The sequence below is a fragment of the Lysinibacillus odysseyi 34hs-1 = NBRC 100172 genome, from assembly GCF_001591965.1.
GTDB lineage: Bacteria > Bacillota > Bacilli > Bacillales_A > Planococcaceae > Lysinibacillus_B > Lysinibacillus_B odysseyi.
The window spans coordinates 217,338-237,908 of the sequence record NZ_BCVX01000005.1 but is presented as its reverse complement, the minus strand read 5'-3'; the positions used below and the strand labels follow the sequence as shown (position 1 = coordinate 237,908).

Below are 20,571 nucleotides of genomic sequence, written 5' to 3'. Positions count from 1 at the left end.
GAAAGCGTCATCAATCTTGAGACGGAGCGTTTTTAAATTTGCATGCTGGGAGTGTTACGATGAATATTTTATCAATTATTGAAAAGAAGAAAAATAAACAACCATTAACGAAAGAGGAAATTCAATACTTCGTTAATGGCTATACAAAAGAAGAAATTCCTGATTATCAGGCTTCTTCTCTCCTGATGGCAATCCGTTTAAACGGTATGGAAGATGAAGAGATGTTTTACCTGACAGAGGCAATGGTCAACTCAGGGGACGTCATCGACTTATCTGACATCGAAGGCTTCAAAGTGGATAAACACAGCACAGGTGGTGTCGGCGATAAAGTAACTTTAGTAGTGGCGCCGATTTTAGCAGCACTTGGCATCCCGGTAGCAAAATTCAGCGGCCGAGGTCTTGGTATTACAGGCGGTACAGTAGATAAACTGGAATCGATTGAAGGCTTCCATGTTGAACTGAGCCAGTCAGAGTTCATCGAGAACGTGAAAAAGCACGGCATTGCCGTTGCGGGCCAAACAGGCAATCTTTGCCCGGCAGATAAAAAGCTGTATGCTCTGCGTGATGTAACAGGAACAGTAGACTCTATCCCGCTGATTGCCTCTTCCATCATCAGTAAGAAAATTGCGAGTGGTTCAGACGGCATCGTGCTTGATGTGAAATACGGAAACGGTGCATTCATGAAAACGAAGGACGAAGCGAAGATTCTGGCTGAGAAAATGGCAGAAATCGGTAAACGATTCGGCCGTAAAATCGTTTACACATTAAGCGACATGAACAATCCATTAGGACGTTTCATCGGTAACAAGGTGGAAGTAGTAGAAGCGCTGGATGTATTAAGCGGAAATGAAGAAGCTACACATAAAGATTTAGTGGAAGATTGTGTAGAGGTTGCTTCCTTAATGTACATGCTGGCAACTGATTGCTCGAAGGAAGAGGCAGCTGTCAAAGTACGGGAAGTAATCGAAAATGGGAAAGCAAAGGATAAGTTCCTTGAGTTCGTCAAAGCACAAGGCGGTAATGTAGCTGATTTGAAGACGAAGGAAACAGCTCACACATACGAGATAAAGGCTCCAACAGCAGGACAAATTGCAAGCGTAAACGCACTGGCAATTGGTGAATTATCTGTTATGTTAGGTGCAGGCCGTCTCACTAAGGAATCAAAGCTTGATTTTGATGCAGGGATCAAGATTGTAGCGAAAAATGGAGATTCCATTCAGGCTGGTGATACGCTGGCGATTCTGTATGCGAACATACCGGTGACGGATGAAATGACAGAAAAGGCAGCAGCAGCATTTCAAATTAAATAGTTAAAAGCCCGATTTCTAGTGAAATCGGGCTTTTTCAATTTTTAATATGTATGAATGAACAGATATTTATTGTGATATAACGATAAAGGATTTTGAAATGATACAATATATTATATCGGAATATCAAACTAGGGAAGAATCCCTAGTAATTAATTTAGGACTCTCTATTTTAAAGTGGATTTAATATGGTATAATAGTAATGAATTTTTGTCGAAAATGTTATTTTTTCTCAAATTTAAGGAAGAGAAGGGATGGAATGAGACGTTTTTGGACGGGACGGTTTGAGGGATATACCTTCAACCATTTTAAGAAGGATTTATTATCGGGAACGATTGTGGGAATTGTGGCAGTTCCGCTGGCTATGTCGTTCGCCATTGCTTCTGGTGTAAAGCCTGAGTACGGAATCTATACAGCAATTATTGCTGGTATACTCATTTCGCTGCTAGGTGGCTCAAAATACCAGATTGGTGGACCTACAGGCGCATTTGTTCCCATCTTGCTCGGCATCGTACTAGTATATGGGTATGAAAATTTATTAATTGCTGGCATTATGGCGGGCTTGATGCTCGTATTAATGGGGGTATTAAAATTAGGCTCCCTCATTAAGTTTATTCCAAGACCAGTAACGGTAGGGTTTACAGCTGGGATTGCCGTCATTATTTTTACCGGGCAAATCGGGAATTTCCTTGGCTTAAAAGGACTTGGACAGCATGAATATTTGCTTGATACATTGAAGGATATCGTTGCACATCTCCATACGTTTAATGTCACGACAATCCTTATAGCGCTGATCAGCCTGGCGCTGATTTTGCTGACACCGAAAATCGCACCGAAAGTTCCGGGTGCTTTAGTGGGGATTATTGTCTCTGCTGTCATGACAGATGTCTTTTTTAACGGTCAAGTGGCTACAATCGGTTCTACCTATGGAGCGATCCCAAATACGCTGCCGGAGTTTCATGTTCCGGAGATGACGTGGGAGGTTATTTATTCCCTTCTTGGTCCGGCCTTTGTCATCGCCATGCTTGGCGGAATTGAATCGCTATTATCAGCGGTAGTAGCTGACGGTATGACAAACAGCAAACATCATAGCAATCGGGAGCTCATTGGGCAGGGGATTGCCAATATTATCACCCCGCTGTTTGGCGGCATCCCGGCGACAGGGGCAATTGCCCGGACAGCAACAAATATTCGAACAGGGGCAGTATCGCCGATGTCTGGTATTATTCATGGGGTCTTTGTGTTGCTGACCCTGCTTATACTAGCGCCGTTAGCTGTCCATATACCATTGGCTAGTCTTGCGCCTGTCTTAATGGTTGTGGCTTGGAATATGAGTGAACGCCACCACTTTGCTCATATTTTAAAATTAAAAACAGGAGATTCACTTGTTCTGATTGTCACTTTTTTACTGACAGTCTTTACAAGCCTTACAATCGCCGTTGAAGTTGGACTTGGACTTGCGGTTGTTTTATTTGCTAAACGGATGAGTGAAATACTTGTCGTGGCAAAAGTGCTTCCAGACCATAGTACAGAGCAGGGGAAGGTATTCCCGCACGTTGTAACAGAGGGGCATGACTGTCCGCAAATCAGCATATATACAGTCGAAGGACCGCTGTTTTTCGGAGCCGCTCAAACATTCGAGGATGCTGTATTATCTGCAGTTAACGACCGCCCGGAAGTGTTGATTTTGCGTATGGGGAAGGTGCCGTTCATTGATACGACCGGTGAGGAATACTTCCGGAATATTGTCAAGCATTTTAAAGCATCAGGCGGCACCCTCTTTGTAACGGGTGTGCAGCCGGCTCTAAAAACGATACTTGACACAAACGGGCTGACACAGGAAATAGGAGCTGAAAACTTCTTTTCTCGAACTGGCGCTGCCATAGATGGAGCAATGCGTCATCTCCAGCTTCGAAAGTGTTTAGGTTGTAAGCATTTTGCCTTCAAAGAATGCACAAAGTTATCAAGCGGCGGTGAGCCGGATATTATTTCTGTACATGAAAAAATCATAAGTTAACAGGAGCGGAAGCGCTCCTGTTTTTTTGCGTTGTCAAAATACGATTGGAGCTTTTTATTTAATAGATAATAATTAGAATCCTTTAATATCCACCTTAACGGTTTCAATGTATAAAAATAGAAAAGCCTTCCTATACTGTCAGTAAACCCTTTGTCTATTAAGCACTACTTACGCAGAATGAACACTAGTTTTGTCGGTTGGAAAGGAGATTATCTCCTGCTCTCGAAATCAAGGAGACGAAGGAGGAGAAGCGATGAAATGTAAAATTACAATGTATCCAAATGAAGTAGCGATTATTAAATTATACGGTGAGCTTGATCACCATGAAGTGGAAAAAGTGAGATCCCAAATTTCAATGACCATTCTGCAAGGAGATTTAAAAACACTTATTTGGAATTTAGAATATTTACAGTTTATGGACAGCGCTGGTGTAGGACTAATTTTGGGACGTATGCGGGAGCTGCATGCAGTGAGTGGCCGTACAATCATCCTAAATCCTTCACCAACGATGGAAAAAATCTTCCGTTTTTCTGGACTTGCTGCTTATATGATGCATGGGGGAGAAGAAATAGCAATTTCACAGGCGAGGGGGATTGTAAATGGATAACGAAATGATCCTTTCATTCTTAGCAAAAAGCGAAAATGAGAGTTTGGCGAGGATTGCTGTGACAAGCTTTATTGCACACCTTGATCCAACGATAGAGGAATTGGCTGAATGTAAGACGATTGTGTCAGAGGCTGTTTCCAATGCGATCATCCACGGATATGACGGTGCATACGGCATGGTAACGGTACACGCCATCCTGGATGGAGAAGTATTAAGTGTCACGATTAAAGATGAGGGGCGCGGTATACCTGATATCGAATCAGCTAAAGAGCCTCTGTTTACAACGAAAGGTCACGAGGAGCGATCAGGCATGGGCTTCACCATTATGGAAAGCTTCTCGGATGAGTTCAGGGTTGAATCACATATAGGCCACGGTACAACGATTACGTTTACAAAAAAATTTTCGCCCATCCAAGCTATAGCGATGTGATGAATTAGGGGGATGGAGACAATCGAACAGCCGTCAGAAACATTATTGACACAGGAAGAAATGCGAGATTTGATTGCACGTGCGCAAAATGGCGATGATGCCGCGCGGAAAAGGATGATTGAAGGCAATACAAGACTTGTCTGGTCCATTGTCCAGCGTTTCTCATCCCGTGGAATTGAGCTGGATGATTTATTTCAAATTGGCTGTATTGGCCTGATGAAATCCGTTGATAAGTTTGATTTGAAATATGAGGTAAAGTTTTCGACCTATGCTGTACCGATGATTATTGGTGAAATTCAGCGTTTTTTAAGAGATGACGGGATGGTAAAGGTAAGCCGCTCAATCAGGGAGCTGAATTTTAAGATCCGTCATGCGACGGAAAATTATATGAAGACCAATGAAAAGCCGCCTTCCATGGTAGAGCTGGCGGAGATGCTGGAGGTGTCGGTAGATGATATTATCATGGCGACTGATGCGATGCGCGACCCGGCGTCTCTTCATGAGCAGCTCTATGAAAATGAAGGGGATTCAGTGACGTTAATGGATCAAATGCGTGATGAAAAATCACAGCTGCCATTTGATTATATTCCGTTGAAGGAGGTGCTCAAACGTCTTGGTAAGCGGGAACAATCCATCATTTATTTGCGTTATTTTGTGGATTTGACCCAAACCGAAATTGCAGAACGCCTGGGGATTTCCCAAGTACAAGTGTCACGTCTTGAGAAAAAGATACTGGCGCAGTTGAAAGTCTGGATGGAAGCGACAACAAAGAAGACGGTGCATAAATGACAAATAAACTATTTACATCATTAGAAGAAGGACGCAAATTTTGTGAAGGTCAGTTCGGGAAGGGCGTATCGTTCGATTTAGTAATGCAGGACGTGTATATTCAAGAGCTTCCCGCACTGCTTATATATGTCAGCGGGTTAGTCGATAATGCAAATTTGACCAATATGCTCGTTCATTTACAGCATAATCACCATGATGATATTGAGGAAGAGGAGGCATACTTTTATGCCCACTTTAACTTCCAAAGTATCAGTCCATCATTATCGACGGAAAAATTCCTGCTTGGTGTGCTAAGTGGCCAAGTCGGGATTATTACAAAAAGCGGTTATAGCTATACAACGGAATTCCGGAATTATCCGGGTCGAAATCCCGAAGAGCCGGACAATGAACGGGTTATCCGGGGTTCGCGTGATGGCTTTGCTGAAAATATTATCATTAATGCTTCATTGATCAGACGTAGGATCAGAAGCCCTCAGTTACGGTTTGAGCTACAGCAAATTTCGACATTAGGGAGAACGGATGTAGCGATTTGCTATATGAATGAAGTTGTCAACCAGGAGCATTTGGAATGGGTTAAAAAACGTTTCGAGCAAATCCATCATGATGGGCTGACGATGGCAGATAAATCGCTTGAAGAATGGATATTTAAACAGAAGTTTAATCCGGTACCATTCGTTCGGTACTCGGAGCGGCCGGATATCGTAGCAGCGCATTTGCTGGAGGGGCATATTGCAATCGTGGTAGATACCTCGCCATCTGTCATGCTTATGCCGGTTACTCTTTTTCATTTATTGAGTCATGCGGAGGAATATAGACAAGCACCGCTGATTGGTACAGTCATGAAAGGACTGCGGTATATCGCTGCCTTCTTAAGTCTATTTTTGCTGCCTTTCTGGTACTTGATGGCAACACATCCAGAAATAATGCCGCATCATATATCCTTTATCGGTGTATCTGAAAAATCGCATGTCCCCTTATACTTGCAGCTTCTCTTGGCAGATATCGGGATTGAATTTTTAAGGATTGCCGCCATTCATACCCCTTCTCCGCTGTCTACCGCGATGGGGTTGATTGCAGGGATCATGATTGGGGATATTGCCATCAATGTAGGGTTGTTCACGGGAGAGGCCATTCTTTATACCGCTATTACGGCGCTTTTGACATTTGCTATCCCGCATTATGAGCTAAGTATTTCCATGAAGGTATTCAGACAGCTATTGCTTGCTGCTACCGCTATATTTGCTGCAAACGGTTTCTTCATTGCAAGCTTTGGAATTCTTCTGTATTTATATTCATTACGACCAATGCAGATTCCATATTTATGGCCATTAATTCCATTCTTCCCTAAAGCATTTGCAAGAGTAATGCTTCGTTTCCCAATGGCAGATGATGCGTTAAGGCCATATATTGTCGGTGCGAAGAAACGCAAGCGCTCATGAATAAAGATGTCTGGAAAAGTAATAATTATGCATTATTTGGTTTGAAATGTATAAACATACGTTGCATGGCTCTCTTCACTATGTTAAAGTTCAGATAAGATATTTTGTGACTTTTAAGAAAATTAGCAGCTGCTATTTTCTGAGTGAGGAGAGAGAAAATGCATTTATACGGGACACAGACAATTGAGAATGGGCATTTAACAATTGGTGGCATAGATACAGTGGAACTGGCAAAACAGTACGGTACACCGCTATTTGTATACGATACATCGCTTATCCGTAAGCGTGGACGTGGATTTAAAGATACTTTTGAAAAACTTGGTGTGACAGCACAAGTAGCATATGCATCCAAAGCATTTGCATGTGTCGCTGCATATCAGCTGGCTGCACAAGAAAACCTTTCATTAGATGTAGTATCTGGGGGAGAGCTTTATACAGCAATCAAGGCTGGCTTTCCCGAAGAACGCATCCATTTCCATGGTAATAATAAATCTATAGCGGAACTAGAACTGGCATTCGATACAAAAATCGGCTGTATCGTTGTAGATAATTTCCATGAAATTACTTTGTTAAAAGAAATTTCAGAGGCAAGAAAGCAAAAGATGAGCATTCTGCTTCGTGTGACACCTGGGATTGAAGCCCATACCCATGATTTTATTACGACAGGTCAGGCCGATTCGAAATTTGGCTTTGATTTGAATAACGGGCAGACTGATGAAGCCTTCGCTCAAGTAAAAGATCATGAATTTTTATGCTTGCTTGGATTGCACTGTCATATCGGTTCGCAGATTTTCGAAACGGATGGCTTCGCTTTAGCTGCCAGGAAAGTAATGAAAAAAATGGGTGAGTGGAAACAGGCACACGGATTTGAATGTTCCGTGCTCAACCTTGGCGGCGGTTTTGGAATTCGTTATACGGAAGAGGACAAACCGCTGGAGCCGCATGTTTACGTGGAAGAAATGATTAAATCTGTACAAGCTGAGGCAGAAGCGGTAAAATTAACAATGCCGGAGATTTGGATTGAGCCGGGCCGCTCTCTCGTAGGAGACGCTGGTACATCGCTGTATACAGTAGGCTCACATAAGAGTGTACCAGGTATACGCGAGTATATCGCAGTCGATGGAGGAATGAGCGATAATATCCGCCCAGCCCTTTATGATGCGAAATATGAGGCAATCATTGCAAACAAAGCCGACAAGGAAAAGGACGCTACTTATACAGTAGCAGGAAAGCTTTGTGAATCAGGCGATAAGCTGATCATTGACGCAGCACTGCAGCAGGCAGAGGCTGGTGATATTTTAGCTATCTTCTGTACAGGGGCATATGGATATTCAATGGCTTCTAATTATAATCGCGTACCACGGCCGGCTGTAGTTTTTGCAGAAGCAGGCGAACACCAGCTGGTGATTAAGCGCGAAAGCTATGAAGATATCGTAGCCAATGATCTTCCGTTAACATTAAAAAAAGGGTGAGTAAGCTTTGAAATTATCAAGACAGGCAAAATGGGGACTTGGTTTATTTGTAGGTGTTACTACTTGGGCCCTGTTATTTATCTATGTCATTAGTCCATTAATTGCGATATTCAACGGGCAATAATCCGTTTTACTGTAATAGAGGCCACAGACTGCCACTTGGAAAATTGTGATATTGCATTTCCTCAGCAGTTTTGGTAGGATGTGCAGTGGTTAGAATTGAGGGAATATGACAATGCTAGTACGATACAAAAAAGCACTTGAAAAAATCGCTATGGGACTGTTATCCTTCATGCCACAGGAGAAGGATGTCCGGCGGTTGATGGAAACAATTCAACAATATGAACAATTGGATAACTGGATGCTTTATTTATGGAAAGAGGACGAGGAATATGTTGGGATTATCGGCGTACGTACGGAAGATACTGTGGCGACGATTCAGCATATTACTGTTATTCCGTCGTACCGCGGAGAAGGGGTAGCCCTGGAAATGCTTCAGCAGCTGCGTGATCTTAATCTTTTTACGGAGATTAAGCCAAACGACGAAACCGAACCTTTTGTCCAAAAATGCATGCCAATATTAGAAGAAGGATGACTCGATTTTGAGCCATCCTTTTTAATATGGGAAGCGCTTGATGAATGATAAATGGGAAGAAATAAGGTCATTTTCTCCCTTCTTTTTTCATGGCAATTTTTGTCATGCGGGCTTCGAGTACTTCACTCCGGTCGCGCAGCATATGTTTATGAAGAAGATATTCCTCATCAGCTGGAGGAAGCGCAGCAATGTTTGAGTCGACAGTGGCTCGGAAAACAGGATCAAGAATAGACAGTTTGAATGGCTGGAAAGGTTTTTGCTGCTTGATAGCTTCAATAGCCTGGAAGATTTGTTGCTCTAGCAATCTATTATCGAGCGGCTCTAAAAAAGCCGAATGACGGTTCTGTTGGAGAATGTGAAGAGATTTTGTTAAAATTCTTGCAGAACCATTAAAATTGCCCCGGCGCCAATGGTACATGCCGGTCGCGAGTTGTACAAGTCCGACAAGGACATGTTCCTTATCCCCAGGCGCAACCTCTTTCCAGTATTCCTCGAATACTTCGTGGCATTCAAAATAGTCCTGGTTGCCGTTAAAATATGTACAATAAGCTACATACAATGGATGGGTATATGGCAAATGAATCACCTTTCCTCTATACTATGATTGAACCATTTATATACAAACGACAGGTGGCATACAAATGAGTTATGAAGTGAAACTTGAAGCATTTACAGGTCCACTCGATCTATTATTGCATTTAATTCACCGATTGGAAATTGATATATATGATATCCCGATGGCCGAGCTGACAGCGCAGTATATCGACCATATCCATACGATGAAAGAACTGGAGCTAAATGAAGCGAGTGAATATTTAGTTATGGCTGCAACGCTTTTGGCCATTAAAAGCAGGATGCTCCTTCCCATTCATGAGGGAGAATTAGAGGATGCTGAATTTATCGAAGACGGACCTGACCCGCGTGAGGAACTTGTAACGCGGCTAATCGAATATAAAAAATATAAGGAAGCTGCAACGAATCTCCAGTCGCTCGAAGAAGAGCGGGCACAAGTTTATACAAGGCCGCCAGCCGACCTTTCAGAATATGCTGTGGCTGAACAGACAGTACTGTTCGAAACAGAAGTCAATGTCTATGATATGCTGTCGGCGTTTCAAAAGCTGCTGCGTCGCAAGCAGTTGAAAAAACCGCTCAAGACACGTGTAGCCAGACAGGAGATTTCTATTAAGGACCAGATGTTTGCCGTAGTAGATCGGCTAAAGAAAAGCGGAGGCCGGACAACGTTTACAGAACTATTCCCATTTGAGGATAAGGAAACACTGATTGTCACGTTTTTATCATTATTAGAATTAATGAAACGCCAAGTCGTCTTTGTAGAGCAGACAAACAACTTTGAAGAACTGACCGTATTACTACAAAAGGAGGAAATTGGCGATGGACTCGAAGAATTTGATGAGTAGAATCGAAGCTTTATTATTTGTTGCAGGAGATGATGGTATGACGTCACGCCAACTTGCACAATATTTAGATGTGGGAGTAATTGATGTAGAAGCAGGACTAAGTGAGCTGGAGACGAAATATAATGAAGCGGAAGATCATGGCATCACAATCAAGCAGTTAGCTGGCACATACCAGTTAACGACAAAGCAATCCGCAGCCGACACAATAAAAAAGCTTGTGGAAAATCCAACAAGCCAAGTGCTGACATCTGCTTCACTTGAAGTGTTGGCCATTATTGCGTACAAGCAGCCCATTACACGGGCAGAAGTGGAGGATTTGCGCGGAGTAAAAAGTGAGCGTCCAATTCAAACACTCGTATCACGTGCTTTAGTTCAGGAAGTGGGCCGGGCCGAAAAGACCGGGCGTGCAATCCTTTACGGTACAACAAAGGAGTTTCTCAATTACTTTGGCCTCAAGGACATTTCTGAGCTGCCCCCTCTGCCGACAGAGGAATCTGAAGAGGAGGAAGCAACGGATTTGTTCATGACCAAGTTCCAGGAAGCATTTAACGAATAAGGAGCGTAGGCTTGAAGAAAATTTGGCTGATGTTGTTATTGCTGCTCGTGCCGGTGAAAGTGGAGGCAGCGTCCAGCTATGCAGTAGTTGATGCACAGACGGGACGACTTCTGGAAGGACAGGCCGAGGATGCACGCTTGCCGATAGCCAGTCTGACAAAAATGTGGACGGCCCTTATTGCCATAGAAAACGGCCGTCTCGATGATATGGTGACAGTGTCCAAGCGTGCTGCCTATAGTGAGGGCTCCTCGATTTATTTGGAGGAAGGACAAGAGGTAAAGCTGGAACATCTATTGTATGGTCTTATGCTGCGTTCGGGTAATGATGCCGCCACGGCCATTGCAGAACATATTGGAGGGTCGGTCGATGGGTTTGTAAAGCTGATGAATGATAAAGCAGAGCTGTATGGATTGAGCAGTACGATGTTTACAAATCCATCCGGGCTTCATCATGAAGAGCATCTTTCCACGGCAGAAGATACGGCAAAGATGCTGCAGATAGCCATGCAGAACGAGACCTTCCGAAAGATTTCCACAACGGTTCTTTATAAAGGGGAGAATGTGTGGCAGAACAAGCATAAGCTATTGTCCCAAGGAATAGGAGCCATTGCAGGAAAAACAGGCTATACAAAGGTGGCAGGACGTACATTAGCGACCTATTTCGAACGAGGGGATAAAGAGTTCGTCGTCGTGACAATCAATGAGTCGAACGACTGGTTATTCCATAAGGAGCTAGCGGATAGAATAGAAGCGCAGTACGAAAGTTATGAGCTTGTTCCAGCAGGAGAGTACTTGATTCCTAACGCAAAGGTTACAGTAAAAAAACCGATATCCTTGCTGCTTACAAAAGAAGAACGAGAGGATATTCATCACACACTCATTGCCCGCCGTGATTACGAACGGGCCATCTGGCAGGTTTCACTCGGGAAAGAGGTCATTTTTTCACAAGCGGTATCCATTCAAGAAGACTGATGATGGTCTTCTTTTTTTATTGGGCTAGTTACGAAAAAACAGAGGAAAAATGGTGCGGTTCGTATACTCAGTGGAAAATATGCGGAAAGTTGGGAATAAAGCTATTTCTCTTTATGTTTTCGTCAAAGTATGACATAATTTTCAACAGATTATTGGGAATAACTTAGTCTAGTTACACGTTACTGTGTGGCGTACAAATCAATGAGGTGAGCTTATGGAAAGACTACAGAAAGTTATTGCTTACGCAGGTGTAGCATCGAGACGTAAAGCAGAGCAGTTAATAACGGAAGGCAAAGTAAAGGTAAATGGGAAGGTTGTACGAGAGCTTGGGACAAAAGTTTCCAACTCTGACACAATCGAGGTAGAGGGAGTAAAGCTGGAAAAAGAGGACAAGGTATACTTCCTGCTTTATAAACCAAAGGGCTATATTTCTGCTGTAACAGATGATAAGGGACGTAAAACGGTCGTGGATATTTTTAAAAAGAGAGTACCGGAGCGTATTTTCCCAGTGGGACGACTTGATTATGAGACAACGGGACTTTTATTGTTGACGAACGATGGGGAGTTTTCCTATCAATTGACACATCCGAAATTTAAAATTGATAAGACCTATGTCGCCCGTGTCAAAGGTGTCCCAACGATTGAAGGGTTAAAAAAGCTGCAGCGCGGTATTAAGCTTGAAGACGGCAAGACAGCACCGGCGAAAGTCAGCATGACATCATTTGATGAAAAGGCAGGAAAGGCCATTTGTGAAATTACGATTCATGAAGGACGCAACCGCCAAGTAAGACGTATGTTTGAAGCAATCGGTACACCAGTTGTAAAACTGAAACGTGAGCGCTTTGCATTTCTTGACCTAGGCAGCTTAAAGCCGGGGGAATACCGTCAGCTAACGAAGCATGAAGTAAAACAATTGCGTGTACTTGCAGAGACAGGACGATTGGATTAACACTAACCATATAGTGTAAACGTTCATAAATCATTCATAATCCATAGAAGGCCTAAACGCAATATTTGGTATAATGGACTATGAATTTGCCTGATTGGGGAGGGATGCGAAAAATGGATAAAAAGAGAAAGAGATCCATTAGTCGTGGAATCATTTTAGCACTGCTAGCGGTAGCAATCGGCTATACGGTATATACAACTTTTACAAAAGACAAAGTCGACGTACTAAAAGTGGGAGCAGAGGCACCCGATTTTGAATTGGTGGACTTAAATGGTAAAGTCCACCGTTTATCGGATTATAAGGGGCAAGGGGTGCTTCTGAACTTCTGGGGAACATGGTGTGACCCTTGTAAAAGGGAGTTCCCGGCAATTGAAAGGCAGTATAAATCGTTCGAATCACAAGGTGTACATGTGCTGGCCCTTAATATTGCTCAATCGGATTTCGAAGTAAAAAACTATGTGAAAAACATGGGCATGACTTTCCCGGTGGCGATCGACCAAACAAAAAGCGTGATGGAAGCGTATAACGTGACCAATCTACCAGCAACGATTTTGATCAATAAAGAAGGAAAAATAGAAAAAATCGTTACAGGTGAAATGACAGAAGCACAGATTGCCGCGCATATGGAGTCTATTAAGCCGGAATAGGAGTCTTACAATATGGAAAAAATTACATGTGAATGTGGCCATGAAAATCCTGTCGGCACGAAGCTCTGCGGGAAATGCGGCCGTCCGTTAACAGAAGAAGAAAAGCAAAAAAAGTTAGTAGACATGCGCTATGATGGAATTGCGATTCGGTCTAAAACATACAACAAATCCATCATCGATAAGATCTGGAACTTTTTCTCGAGTGTAAAAGTGGGAATTACGCTTATTATCTTGAATCTCGTTGCAGCTTCGATTGGTACGATCCTGCCTCAGGAGTTTTATGTAAGCGTGTCCAGTGCACCAGAAAAAGCAAAATACTATGAAGATACGTACGGAACATTTGGCACGCTCTACTATAATTTAGGGCTGTCAGATCTTTATTCTTCCTGGTGGTTCCAAATATTAGTCGGCATGCTTGGTGTATCAATTATAGTGGCGAGTATCGACCGGGGACTGCCGCTGCATAAATCGTTAAAAAACCAGCGTGTAAAACGCCACTCAAGCTTTATGAAGCGTCAGCGTCTTGTGGCTGAGGGAGTACCTACTGCTGAGCAAGGGAAGACGCTTGACCTTGTAGAGAAAAAAATGAAGGACATGAAATATAAGGTCCGCCGGGAAGGCAATGCACTCTTGGCAGAAAAGAACCGGTTTGCCCGTTACGGCCCTTATATTAATCACTTAGGGTTAATTATTTTTCTAGGTGCTGTCATGCTGCGCCTATTACCCGGCTTCTACATAGATGAGTCCACATGGTTGCGTGAAGGAGAATTACGGGCTGTTCCCGGGATGGAGGGCTACTTCATCCATAATGATAAATTTATCCTGGAAACGTACGACAACGAGCCTACAGAAGAACAGCTGAAGCAGGGCGTTAATGTGATGGCAAAAAACTACCAGACAAACGTAACGCTCTATAAACAGCAGGAAGGTGACTTGCCAGGCCAAACGGATAACCTGAAAGTTGTCGACAAATATGAAATTAAAGTTAATTCTCCGCTTAAGCACGACGGGTACGCTATTTACCAAATGGACTATGGTTTAAATGAATTAAAAACAATGAAATTTGCACTAACAAACAAAACATCAGGCGATTCACTCGGAGAGATAACAATCGACCTGTCAAGTCCTGAAACAGAATATATACTGAATAACGATACACGTGTAGAAATTGTCTCGTACTTACCAGACTTCTCCGGATTTGAGGAAGGTGTACCACAGACTGCTTCTCCAACACCAAACAATCCGGCGTTTATTTTCCGAATGTATACACCTGAAAAGCCGGAAGGGGAGACAAGTTTTGTGGCAATCCAGCAGACGCTTGAGCCTTTAGGTGAGAACACTTACAAGATGTCCTTCCAGGGAGTCGAAACACGGAATATGTCAGGTTTGACTATTCGTAAAGATAAAACGATTCCATTTTTATTCATTGGTGGTATGATATTCATGCTGGGTGTAGCAATCGGTTCGTACTGGGCTCACCGCCGCCTGTGGGTGGAAGAACTGCCTGATGGTACGGTACGTCTTGCAGCACATACAAATAAAAACTGGTTTGGTATGAAAAAAGAAATGGATGCTGTGACGGCATTTGCGCATCTTCCAGCTTATATAGATCAGGTGGAAGCTGAAAAGGAAGAAAGTAAAAAGGAAGGTGACAATACCTTATGAGTTTGATTGACTTAAGTGGTAACCTCCTATTCGTAGCGTTTATCTGCTACTTGATTGGTACATTCCTGTTTGGAGGAGCGATCAAGGAGAAGGAAGATACAGCAGCAAAACGCGCTGATAAATGGGGAAAAATTGCAATTAGTATTACGATCGTCGGGTTCCTTGCTCAGCTTGGTTACTTTATTACTCGCTGGATATACACAGGACATGCTCCTGTAAGTAATATGTTTGAATTTACAACTGCATTTGGTATGTTCATCATATTATCTTTCATCATCATTTACTTTATGTATAGAGTAACAGCATTGGGTGTCGTTGCACTGCCGATTGCATTGTTAATTATCGCCTATGCTTCTATGTTTACAAAAGATGTAAGTCCGCTCGTTCCATCTTTGCAAAGTTACTGGCTGACAATTCACGTAATTACAGCTGCGCTTGGTCAGTCGATTCTCTCAATGAGTGCAGTCGCCGGGCTTATCTACTTATTGAAAAACGTAGATGCAAAAAAAGCAACAAAAGAGCGTTTCTGGTTGGAAGCCGTTATGTTTTTCTGTGTGCTTGTCATCGGATTTGTCGTGGCAACAACAGCGTTCCGGGCTGCCGGCTACGAGGCGAGCTTCGAGCATGTTACGCAAGAGGGCAAAACAGAAGTAGTAGAATACCACATGCCGGCAATATTTGGACCGAATGATTATGTGGCGCTCTCTGAAGATCGGATGACTCCGTTTGTCGAAGTGCCTGCGCTCTTTGACGCCAGCAAAATGACAACGGTTGTATGGTCGATTTTATTTGGCAGCGTTTTATATGTATTAATCCGGTTAATTGCCCGCCGTTCGGTAACAGCCATGATTCAGCCATTATTAAAGCGGGTGAACTCACAGCTGATGGATGAAATCGGCTACCGTGCTGTATTGATCGGTTTCCCTGTATTTACCCTTGGAGCCCTGATTTTCGCCATGATATGGGCACAAATCGCTTGGAGCCGATTCTGGGGCTGGGATCCAAAAGAAGTATGGGCGCTTATTACATGGCTGTTCTATGCGGCATTCCTGCATCTGCGCCTCTCTAAAGGCTGGGAAGGGAAAAAGTCTGCTTGGCTAACAGTAATCGGCTTTTTGATTATCATGTTTAACTTGGTTGTAGTAAACCTTGTCATCGCAGGCTTGCATTCTTACGCATAATTGTGCGTGAAATCAGTGGAAGGAGCCGTATTTTACGGCTCCTCTTCTTTTCATTTACTGACTAAAACTGTACAATAGAAGTGTATATAACGCTTGAAGGGGGATTCACACCAGTGTCTGAGAATATTTCTGTATTAGTAGTGGACGATGAGGATCGCATTCGCCGTCTATTGAAAATGTATCTAGAACGAGAAGGGTACATAGTGGACGAAGCCGAAAATGGCGAAGAAGCGATTGAAAAGGCGTTTGAAAATGAATATCATTGTATTCTTCTGGATATTATGATGCCGGAAAAAGATGGACTGCAAGTTTGTGAAGAAATCCGTGAAAAGAAGACAACCCCTATTATTTTATTAACGGCTAAAGGGGAAGAAGCAAACCGTGTGCAAGGATTTGAATTGGGAGCTGATGATTATATTGTTAAGCCGTTCAGCCCGCGTGAGGTCGTACTGCGTGTGAAGGCAATCCTGCGCCGCTCTGCTGCATTTTCGCCTGTTGCAAATGGAACGGCTTCCAAAGACCTTGTAGTGTTTCCGCATCTAACGATCGACCATGATGCACATCGTGTAACAGCTGATGGAAAAGAAGTGAATCTCACACCAAAAGAGTACGAGCTGCTATACTTTTTAGCGAAGGCTCCGGACAAAGTGTTTGACCGTGAACAGTTACTGAAAGAAGTTTGGCACTACGATTTCTTTGGTGACCTTCGCACGGTTGACACACATGTGAAGCGCTTACGTGAAAAGCTGAATCGTGTTTCCGAAAATGCTGCGAAGATGATTGTGACAGTATGGGGCGTCGGCTACAAATTCGAGGTCGTGAATGAATAGAATATGGAATAGTATTGTCGGGAAGCTATGGGTAACCATATTGCTTCTCGTTTCATTTGTCCTTTTCATCTTCACGGTATTTATGCTGGAGTTTTTAGAGAAATACCACAGCGAACAGGCAGAAAGTTCCCTACGCCAGTCAGCTGCTGCAATAGCAAGCATTGTGGATGAGTACGGTGCCGGCCATTCACCCATGGATGTCATTAAGGTTGTATTGGATGAACATACGAACGCACTTGTAGCGAATAATCCAAATGATGTGGTGTATGCAATCCAAGAAGGGGAAAATCAGAAGGAAATACAGCAGGCTATTTTGGAAAGCAAGGGATTCCAGTCGATTTATGAATCGGATAAGCCTATTTTAAAAGAAATGATTCTTCCGTCGCAAACAGAGGGAGATAAAATGGAGTCTTATGTGGTGTTGGGCTTCCCTCTGAAATCAGATAATGAGCTGCACGGCGCAGTGTTCATTTACCAAAGTCCGGATGCAATCCATCAAACGAGCAAGGAAACGACAAAAATTGTTTTCATCTCTGCTCTGATTGCGTTCATGTTAACAACGTTCTTTGCCTTTTTCCTGTCGAGCCGTATTACGTATCCGTTACGCCAAATGCGCGAGCATGCCTTTGCTCTTTCGAAAGGGAAATTTGATTCACAGGTCCCGGCAATCCAGAGCAGGGATGAGATCGGTCAATTAGCGGTAGCATTCAATCAAATGGGACGCCAGTTGAAGCATCATTTAGAAGTCATTAACCAGGAGAAGGAACAGCTGTCAAGCATCCTTACCTCGATGACAGATGCAGTGATCACCTTCAATCGTGACCGCACCATCTTACTGAGCAACCCGCCGGCTGAAAAACTGCTGCAAAAATGGTTTATTAGTAAAGGCAGCAAAAGCGAACGGCCAATCCCGCCGGAAATTTACCATATGCTTGATCATGTGCTGGATTTTGAAGATAAAATTGAAGAGGATCTAGCGATGGATAGCTCATTTTATAGTATTACAATTAGTCCGTTATACAGCGGAGAGCTAATACGAGGAGCTATTGCAGTTATTCGTGATAAAACGGAGAAAAACCGTCTGGAGAAGCTGCGTTCAGATTTCATAGCGAACGTCTCTCATGAGCTTCGGACACCGATTGCTATGCTGCAGGGGTATTCGGAAGCTATATTGGATGATGTTGTGCAATCAGACGAAGAACGTAATGAGATGATTCGCATTATCTATGATGAATCACAGCGTATGGGCCGGCTTGTGACGGATTTACTTGACCTTGCCCGGATGGAGTCGGGACATATCCGTCTCTATAAAGACACTGTACCGATTGTTCATGTCCTTGAGCGTATGACACAGAAATTTATGCAAGTGGCAAAGGAAAAGCAAGTCTCTCTGAAATTCGTTTCCGATTTGCCGGAGGACACTATTATTTCCCTCGACGAGGACCGTATTGAACAGGTATTGACGAACCTTATTGATAATGCACTTCGCCATACACCGGAGGAAGGCACAGTTACTGTATCGTTGACAAATGAGCTCTCCTACGCCAAAATTTCGGTGAGCGATACAGGAATCGGTATACCATCGGAAGATCTGCCATATGTATTTGAGCGTTTTTATAAAGCAGATAAGGCACGGACGAGAGCGAAAGGCGGAACAGGCCTCGGATTAGCGATTGCCCGTAACATTGTGGAAGCGCATGAAGGAAATATTAAGGTAGAGAGTGTGGAAAAAGAAGGAACAACATTTACGTTCTACCTTCCAATGTAATAATATAGAAGATAGGGTTATGATACCCTATCTTTTTTATTTTTGGCTCCTCAACGAAAATGGAGGATGACAAATTGTGAGGGCATTTTAGAGGAAGATGAAACAATTTTAGTATTTATTCGACTAATTTGATGAGAACGGAGGTGGAATGGATGAAAGAATCCATTTTCCATCGGTTATATGATGAGTACCATCAGGATGTCTTTCAGTTTTTAATTTATCTCGTAAAAAACAGGACGGTGGCTGAGGATCTCTCCCATGAGGTGTATGTCCGGGTCCTGAAAGCATATGACAGATTTGAAGGAAGAAGCTCGGAAAAGACATGGCTTTTTTCCATTGCCAAAAATGTAGCTATTGATTATTTCCGAAAAGCAAAGGTTAGAGACCGCCATTCCTTCGATGCGTTTGACTGGGAGCAAGAGCAGCTCGTATCGCCGTCCAAATCTCCCGAGCAGTTTGTCGAGCACAATGAAGAAATGAATCGTCTGCTGACTGTATTGGAATATTGCACAGGGGATCAAAAAATGGTCATTGTCATGCGGTATTTCCAGGAGCTCTCCATTGCAGAAACAGCAGAAATTTTGGGCTGGACGGAAGGCAAAGTAAAAACAACACAGCATCGGGCAATTAAATCGCTGCGTGAGAAATTGAGTGAACAGGAGGCGAATTCATTGTGAAGAACGAAAAATGGGACGATCAACAGCTGGAAGAATTATTATCCAAAGCCCCAAAAATTCAAGATCATCGTTCAAAGGAAGACGTCTTCGCAAGACTGAAGGAAGCCGGGGCTTTTGAAGAGGAACCCGTACAACGAAGCAAGAAGAAATCAAGAAAACCATTTATGCTCTTTGGGCTAACAGCAGCCTTGACATTGTTAACATTCGGCAGTGTTTTCTACTTTTCGCAAAGTCCTTCTGAGGAGAAAAGTATAGCCTCGTTCGATAATGAGAAGGCAGATCAACAGGATAAAATGCTTGATACAGAAGAAGAGACAGCAGAAATCCAGGAGATGGCAATCAGAGGGATGCCGGAAGAGGATATCCGTACTTCTGTATATGAAGAACAGCTTGAGAATGCTTCAGCATTTCATCTTGGTCTAGCGGGAGACGATGCGGAAAGTGTACCGGTAACAATTGTGATTCCGAAAGAAAAGCTTATAGAAGACTTTGGAAAAGAAGAGCCGACACAGGTTGAAATGTATAATAAATATGCTGCAGCCTTAGATGAACAGGCCGCTGGATTCAATGAGTTGCATCCGGTAAAAGGAACGATAGAAGAACAGGGGAAAACGGTGATCCATACATTGCCTGATGATCACGGTTATGATGAATCGGCTGGTAAGACAGCGGTCTATACAGGAATGCTGACGGATACGTTTGGTAAAAATTATGAAAAGGTAGTCATGCAAAATAAAGACGGAACGCCCGTTACTTTTAAAGAAGTCGGAACACCGAGCGAACCGATCGATTTAGCAGATTCATCACGATATAGTTATTTCCTGGATGAGCAGAAAAAGGGTACTTTTCTATCTCCGAATTTCCGCCAAACCTTTTCTACTGTAACAGAGGCATTGAATTATATGAAAGTAGAAGAAAATGATATTTATAAAACAGCCATCCTGCCGGGAATAGACTATCATGTAACGGATGGGGATGTTGTCAAAGTCAGTTTTACAGCACCGCTCGATCTAGATGCGGTTGATTCGCAGCAGGCGATGCAGATGATTGAGGCCATGCTGTTAACGGCATCCGGTTTTAATAAGCAGATTCTTTTTGAAAATATCGTACAAACCGAATGGCGGGGGTTCCGCTTTACAGAACCGCTTCCAAAACCGGTTGGGGCAAATGAATTACCGGTCGATCTTATTGAGGCTAAATAGCGAGCTTTAGAGAATTGTAAGCAAAAAGGTTTACAATTCTCGTTTTTCTCT

At 43.1% G+C, this 20,571-nt stretch carries 20 protein-coding genes; 19 read left to right on the top strand and 1 reads right to left on the bottom strand.

The features are described 5' to 3' along the window. Positions 1-59 precede the first annotated feature (59 nt). The 8 genes from BOD01S_RS10415 (at position 60) to BOD01S_RS10380 (ending at position 8,656) form a co-directional block, all read left to right on the top strand. Positions 60-1,310: a thymidine phosphorylase gene (locus tag BOD01S_RS10415; RefSeq protein ID WP_052124828.1), complete on the top strand. Its 1,251-nt coding sequence runs from the start codon at positions 60-62 to the stop codon at positions 1,308-1,310. A 256-nt stretch (positions 1,311-1,566) separates the two neighbouring features. After that, positions 1,567-3,324 carry a SulP family inorganic anion transporter gene (locus BOD01S_RS10410; protein ID WP_036154257.1) on the top strand — a complete coding sequence of 586 codons (1,758 nt, stop codon included), beginning with the start codon at positions 1,567-1,569 and terminating at the stop codon, positions 3,322-3,324. Between the two features lie 253 nt (positions 3,325-3,577). Next, a complete protein-coding gene (locus tag BOD01S_RS10405) occupies positions 3,578-3,931 on the top strand; it encodes an anti-sigma factor antagonist (protein ID WP_036154259.1) in 354 nt (117 codons plus the stop codon). Beyond that, positions 3,924-4,361, top strand: coding sequence for an anti-sigma F factor (gene spoIIAB / locus BOD01S_RS10400; protein WP_036154261.1), 438 nt, complete (start codon positions 3,924-3,926; stop codon positions 4,359-4,361). The genes BOD01S_RS10405 and spoIIAB overlap by 8 nt, the downstream gene beginning before the upstream one ends. A gap of 12 nt (positions 4,362-4,373) precedes the next feature. Beyond that, complete coding sequence (locus tag BOD01S_RS10395) at positions 4,374-5,150, top strand: SigF/SigG family RNA polymerase sporulation sigma factor (protein ID WP_036154264.1); 777 nt, start codon at positions 4,374-4,376, stop codon at positions 5,148-5,150. Beyond that, positions 5,147-6,589, top strand: a complete 1,443-nt coding sequence (locus BOD01S_RS10390) for a spore germination protein (protein ID WP_036154266.1) — start codon at positions 5,147-5,149, stop codon at positions 6,587-6,589. The genes BOD01S_RS10395 and BOD01S_RS10390 overlap by 4 nt, the downstream gene beginning before the upstream one ends. A gap of 158 nt (positions 6,590-6,747) precedes the next feature. Next, positions 6,748-8,061 carry a diaminopimelate decarboxylase gene (gene lysA / locus BOD01S_RS10385; protein WP_036154267.1) on the top strand — a complete coding sequence of 438 codons (1,314 nt, stop codon included), beginning with the start codon at positions 6,748-6,750 and terminating at the stop codon, positions 8,059-8,061. Positions 8,062-8,296: 235 nt separating this feature from the next. Next, positions 8,297-8,656, top strand: a complete 360-nt coding sequence (locus tag BOD01S_RS10380; protein WP_036154269.1) for a GNAT family N-acetyltransferase — start codon at positions 8,297-8,299, stop codon at positions 8,654-8,656. A 67-nt stretch (positions 8,657-8,723) separates the two neighbouring features. On the opposite strand, the gene BOD01S_RS10375 is transcribed toward BOD01S_RS10380, so the two are convergent. Further along, positions 8,724-9,215, bottom strand: coding sequence for a DUF309 domain-containing protein (locus BOD01S_RS10375; RefSeq protein WP_322786776.1), 492 nt, complete (start codon positions 9,213-9,215; stop codon positions 8,724-8,726). An 82-nt stretch (positions 9,216-9,297) separates the two neighbouring features. Between BOD01S_RS10375 and BOD01S_RS10370 the strand changes: the two genes are divergently transcribed. The 11 genes from BOD01S_RS10370 to BOD01S_RS10320 all read left to right on the top strand — a co-directional run bounded on the left by BOD01S_RS10370 (position 9,298) and on the right by BOD01S_RS10320 (position 20,520). Next, positions 9,298-10,074, top strand: a complete 777-nt coding sequence (locus tag BOD01S_RS10370) for a segregation/condensation protein A (protein WP_036154271.1) — start codon at positions 9,298-9,300, stop codon at positions 10,072-10,074. Then, positions 10,049-10,630, top strand: a complete 582-nt coding sequence (scpB, locus tag BOD01S_RS10365) for an SMC-Scp complex subunit ScpB (RefSeq protein ID WP_036154274.1) — start codon at positions 10,049-10,051, stop codon at positions 10,628-10,630. Before BOD01S_RS10370 ends, scpB begins: the two co-directional genes overlap by 26 nt. Before the next feature lie 11 nt (positions 10,631-10,641). Beyond that, positions 10,642-11,601 carry a D-alanyl-D-alanine carboxypeptidase family protein gene (locus BOD01S_RS10360; protein WP_036154276.1) on the top strand — a complete coding sequence of 320 codons (960 nt, stop codon included), beginning with the start codon at positions 10,642-10,644 and terminating at the stop codon, positions 11,599-11,601. A gap of 214 nt (positions 11,602-11,815) precedes the next feature. Further along, positions 11,816-12,550 (top strand): pseudouridine synthase, encoded by a 735-nt coding sequence (locus BOD01S_RS10355; RefSeq protein WP_036154278.1) that lies wholly within the window; start codon positions 11,816-11,818, stop codon positions 12,548-12,550. 113 nt (positions 12,551-12,663) lie between these two features. After that, on the top strand, positions 12,664-13,197 hold the full coding sequence (resA, locus tag BOD01S_RS10350; RefSeq protein ID WP_036154280.1) for a thiol-disulfide oxidoreductase ResA: 534 nt from the start codon (positions 12,664-12,666) through the stop codon (positions 13,195-13,197). Positions 13,198-13,209: 12 nt separating this feature from the next. Continuing rightward, positions 13,210-14,862 (top strand): cytochrome c biogenesis protein ResB, encoded by a 1,653-nt coding sequence (locus tag BOD01S_RS10345; protein WP_036154282.1) that lies wholly within the window; start codon positions 13,210-13,212, stop codon positions 14,860-14,862. Then, positions 14,859-16,043, top strand: a complete 1,185-nt coding sequence (gene ccsB / locus BOD01S_RS10340) for a c-type cytochrome biogenesis protein CcsB (protein ID WP_036154284.1) — start codon at positions 14,859-14,861, stop codon at positions 16,041-16,043. The genes BOD01S_RS10345 and ccsB overlap by 4 nt, the downstream gene beginning before the upstream one ends. Positions 16,044-16,156: 113 nt before the next feature. Continuing rightward, positions 16,157-16,873, top strand: coding sequence for a response regulator transcription factor (locus BOD01S_RS10335; protein ID WP_036154286.1), 717 nt, complete (start codon positions 16,157-16,159; stop codon positions 16,871-16,873). Beyond that, positions 16,866-18,641: an ATP-binding protein gene (locus BOD01S_RS10330; protein WP_036154288.1), complete on the top strand. Its 1,776-nt coding sequence runs from the start codon at positions 16,866-16,868 to the stop codon at positions 18,639-18,641. Before BOD01S_RS10335 ends, BOD01S_RS10330 begins: the two co-directional genes overlap by 8 nt. 152 nt (positions 18,642-18,793) lie before the next feature. Then, positions 18,794-19,318, top strand: coding sequence for an RNA polymerase sigma factor SigX (gene sigX, locus BOD01S_RS10325; RefSeq protein ID WP_036154290.1), 525 nt, complete (start codon positions 18,794-18,796; stop codon positions 19,316-19,318). Further along, positions 19,315-20,520, top strand: coding sequence for a hypothetical protein (locus BOD01S_RS10320; protein ID WP_036154292.1), 1,206 nt, complete (start codon positions 19,315-19,317; stop codon positions 20,518-20,520). The genes sigX and BOD01S_RS10320 overlap by 4 nt, the downstream gene beginning before the upstream one ends. The last annotated feature ends 51 nt before the right edge of the window (positions 20,521-20,571 follow it).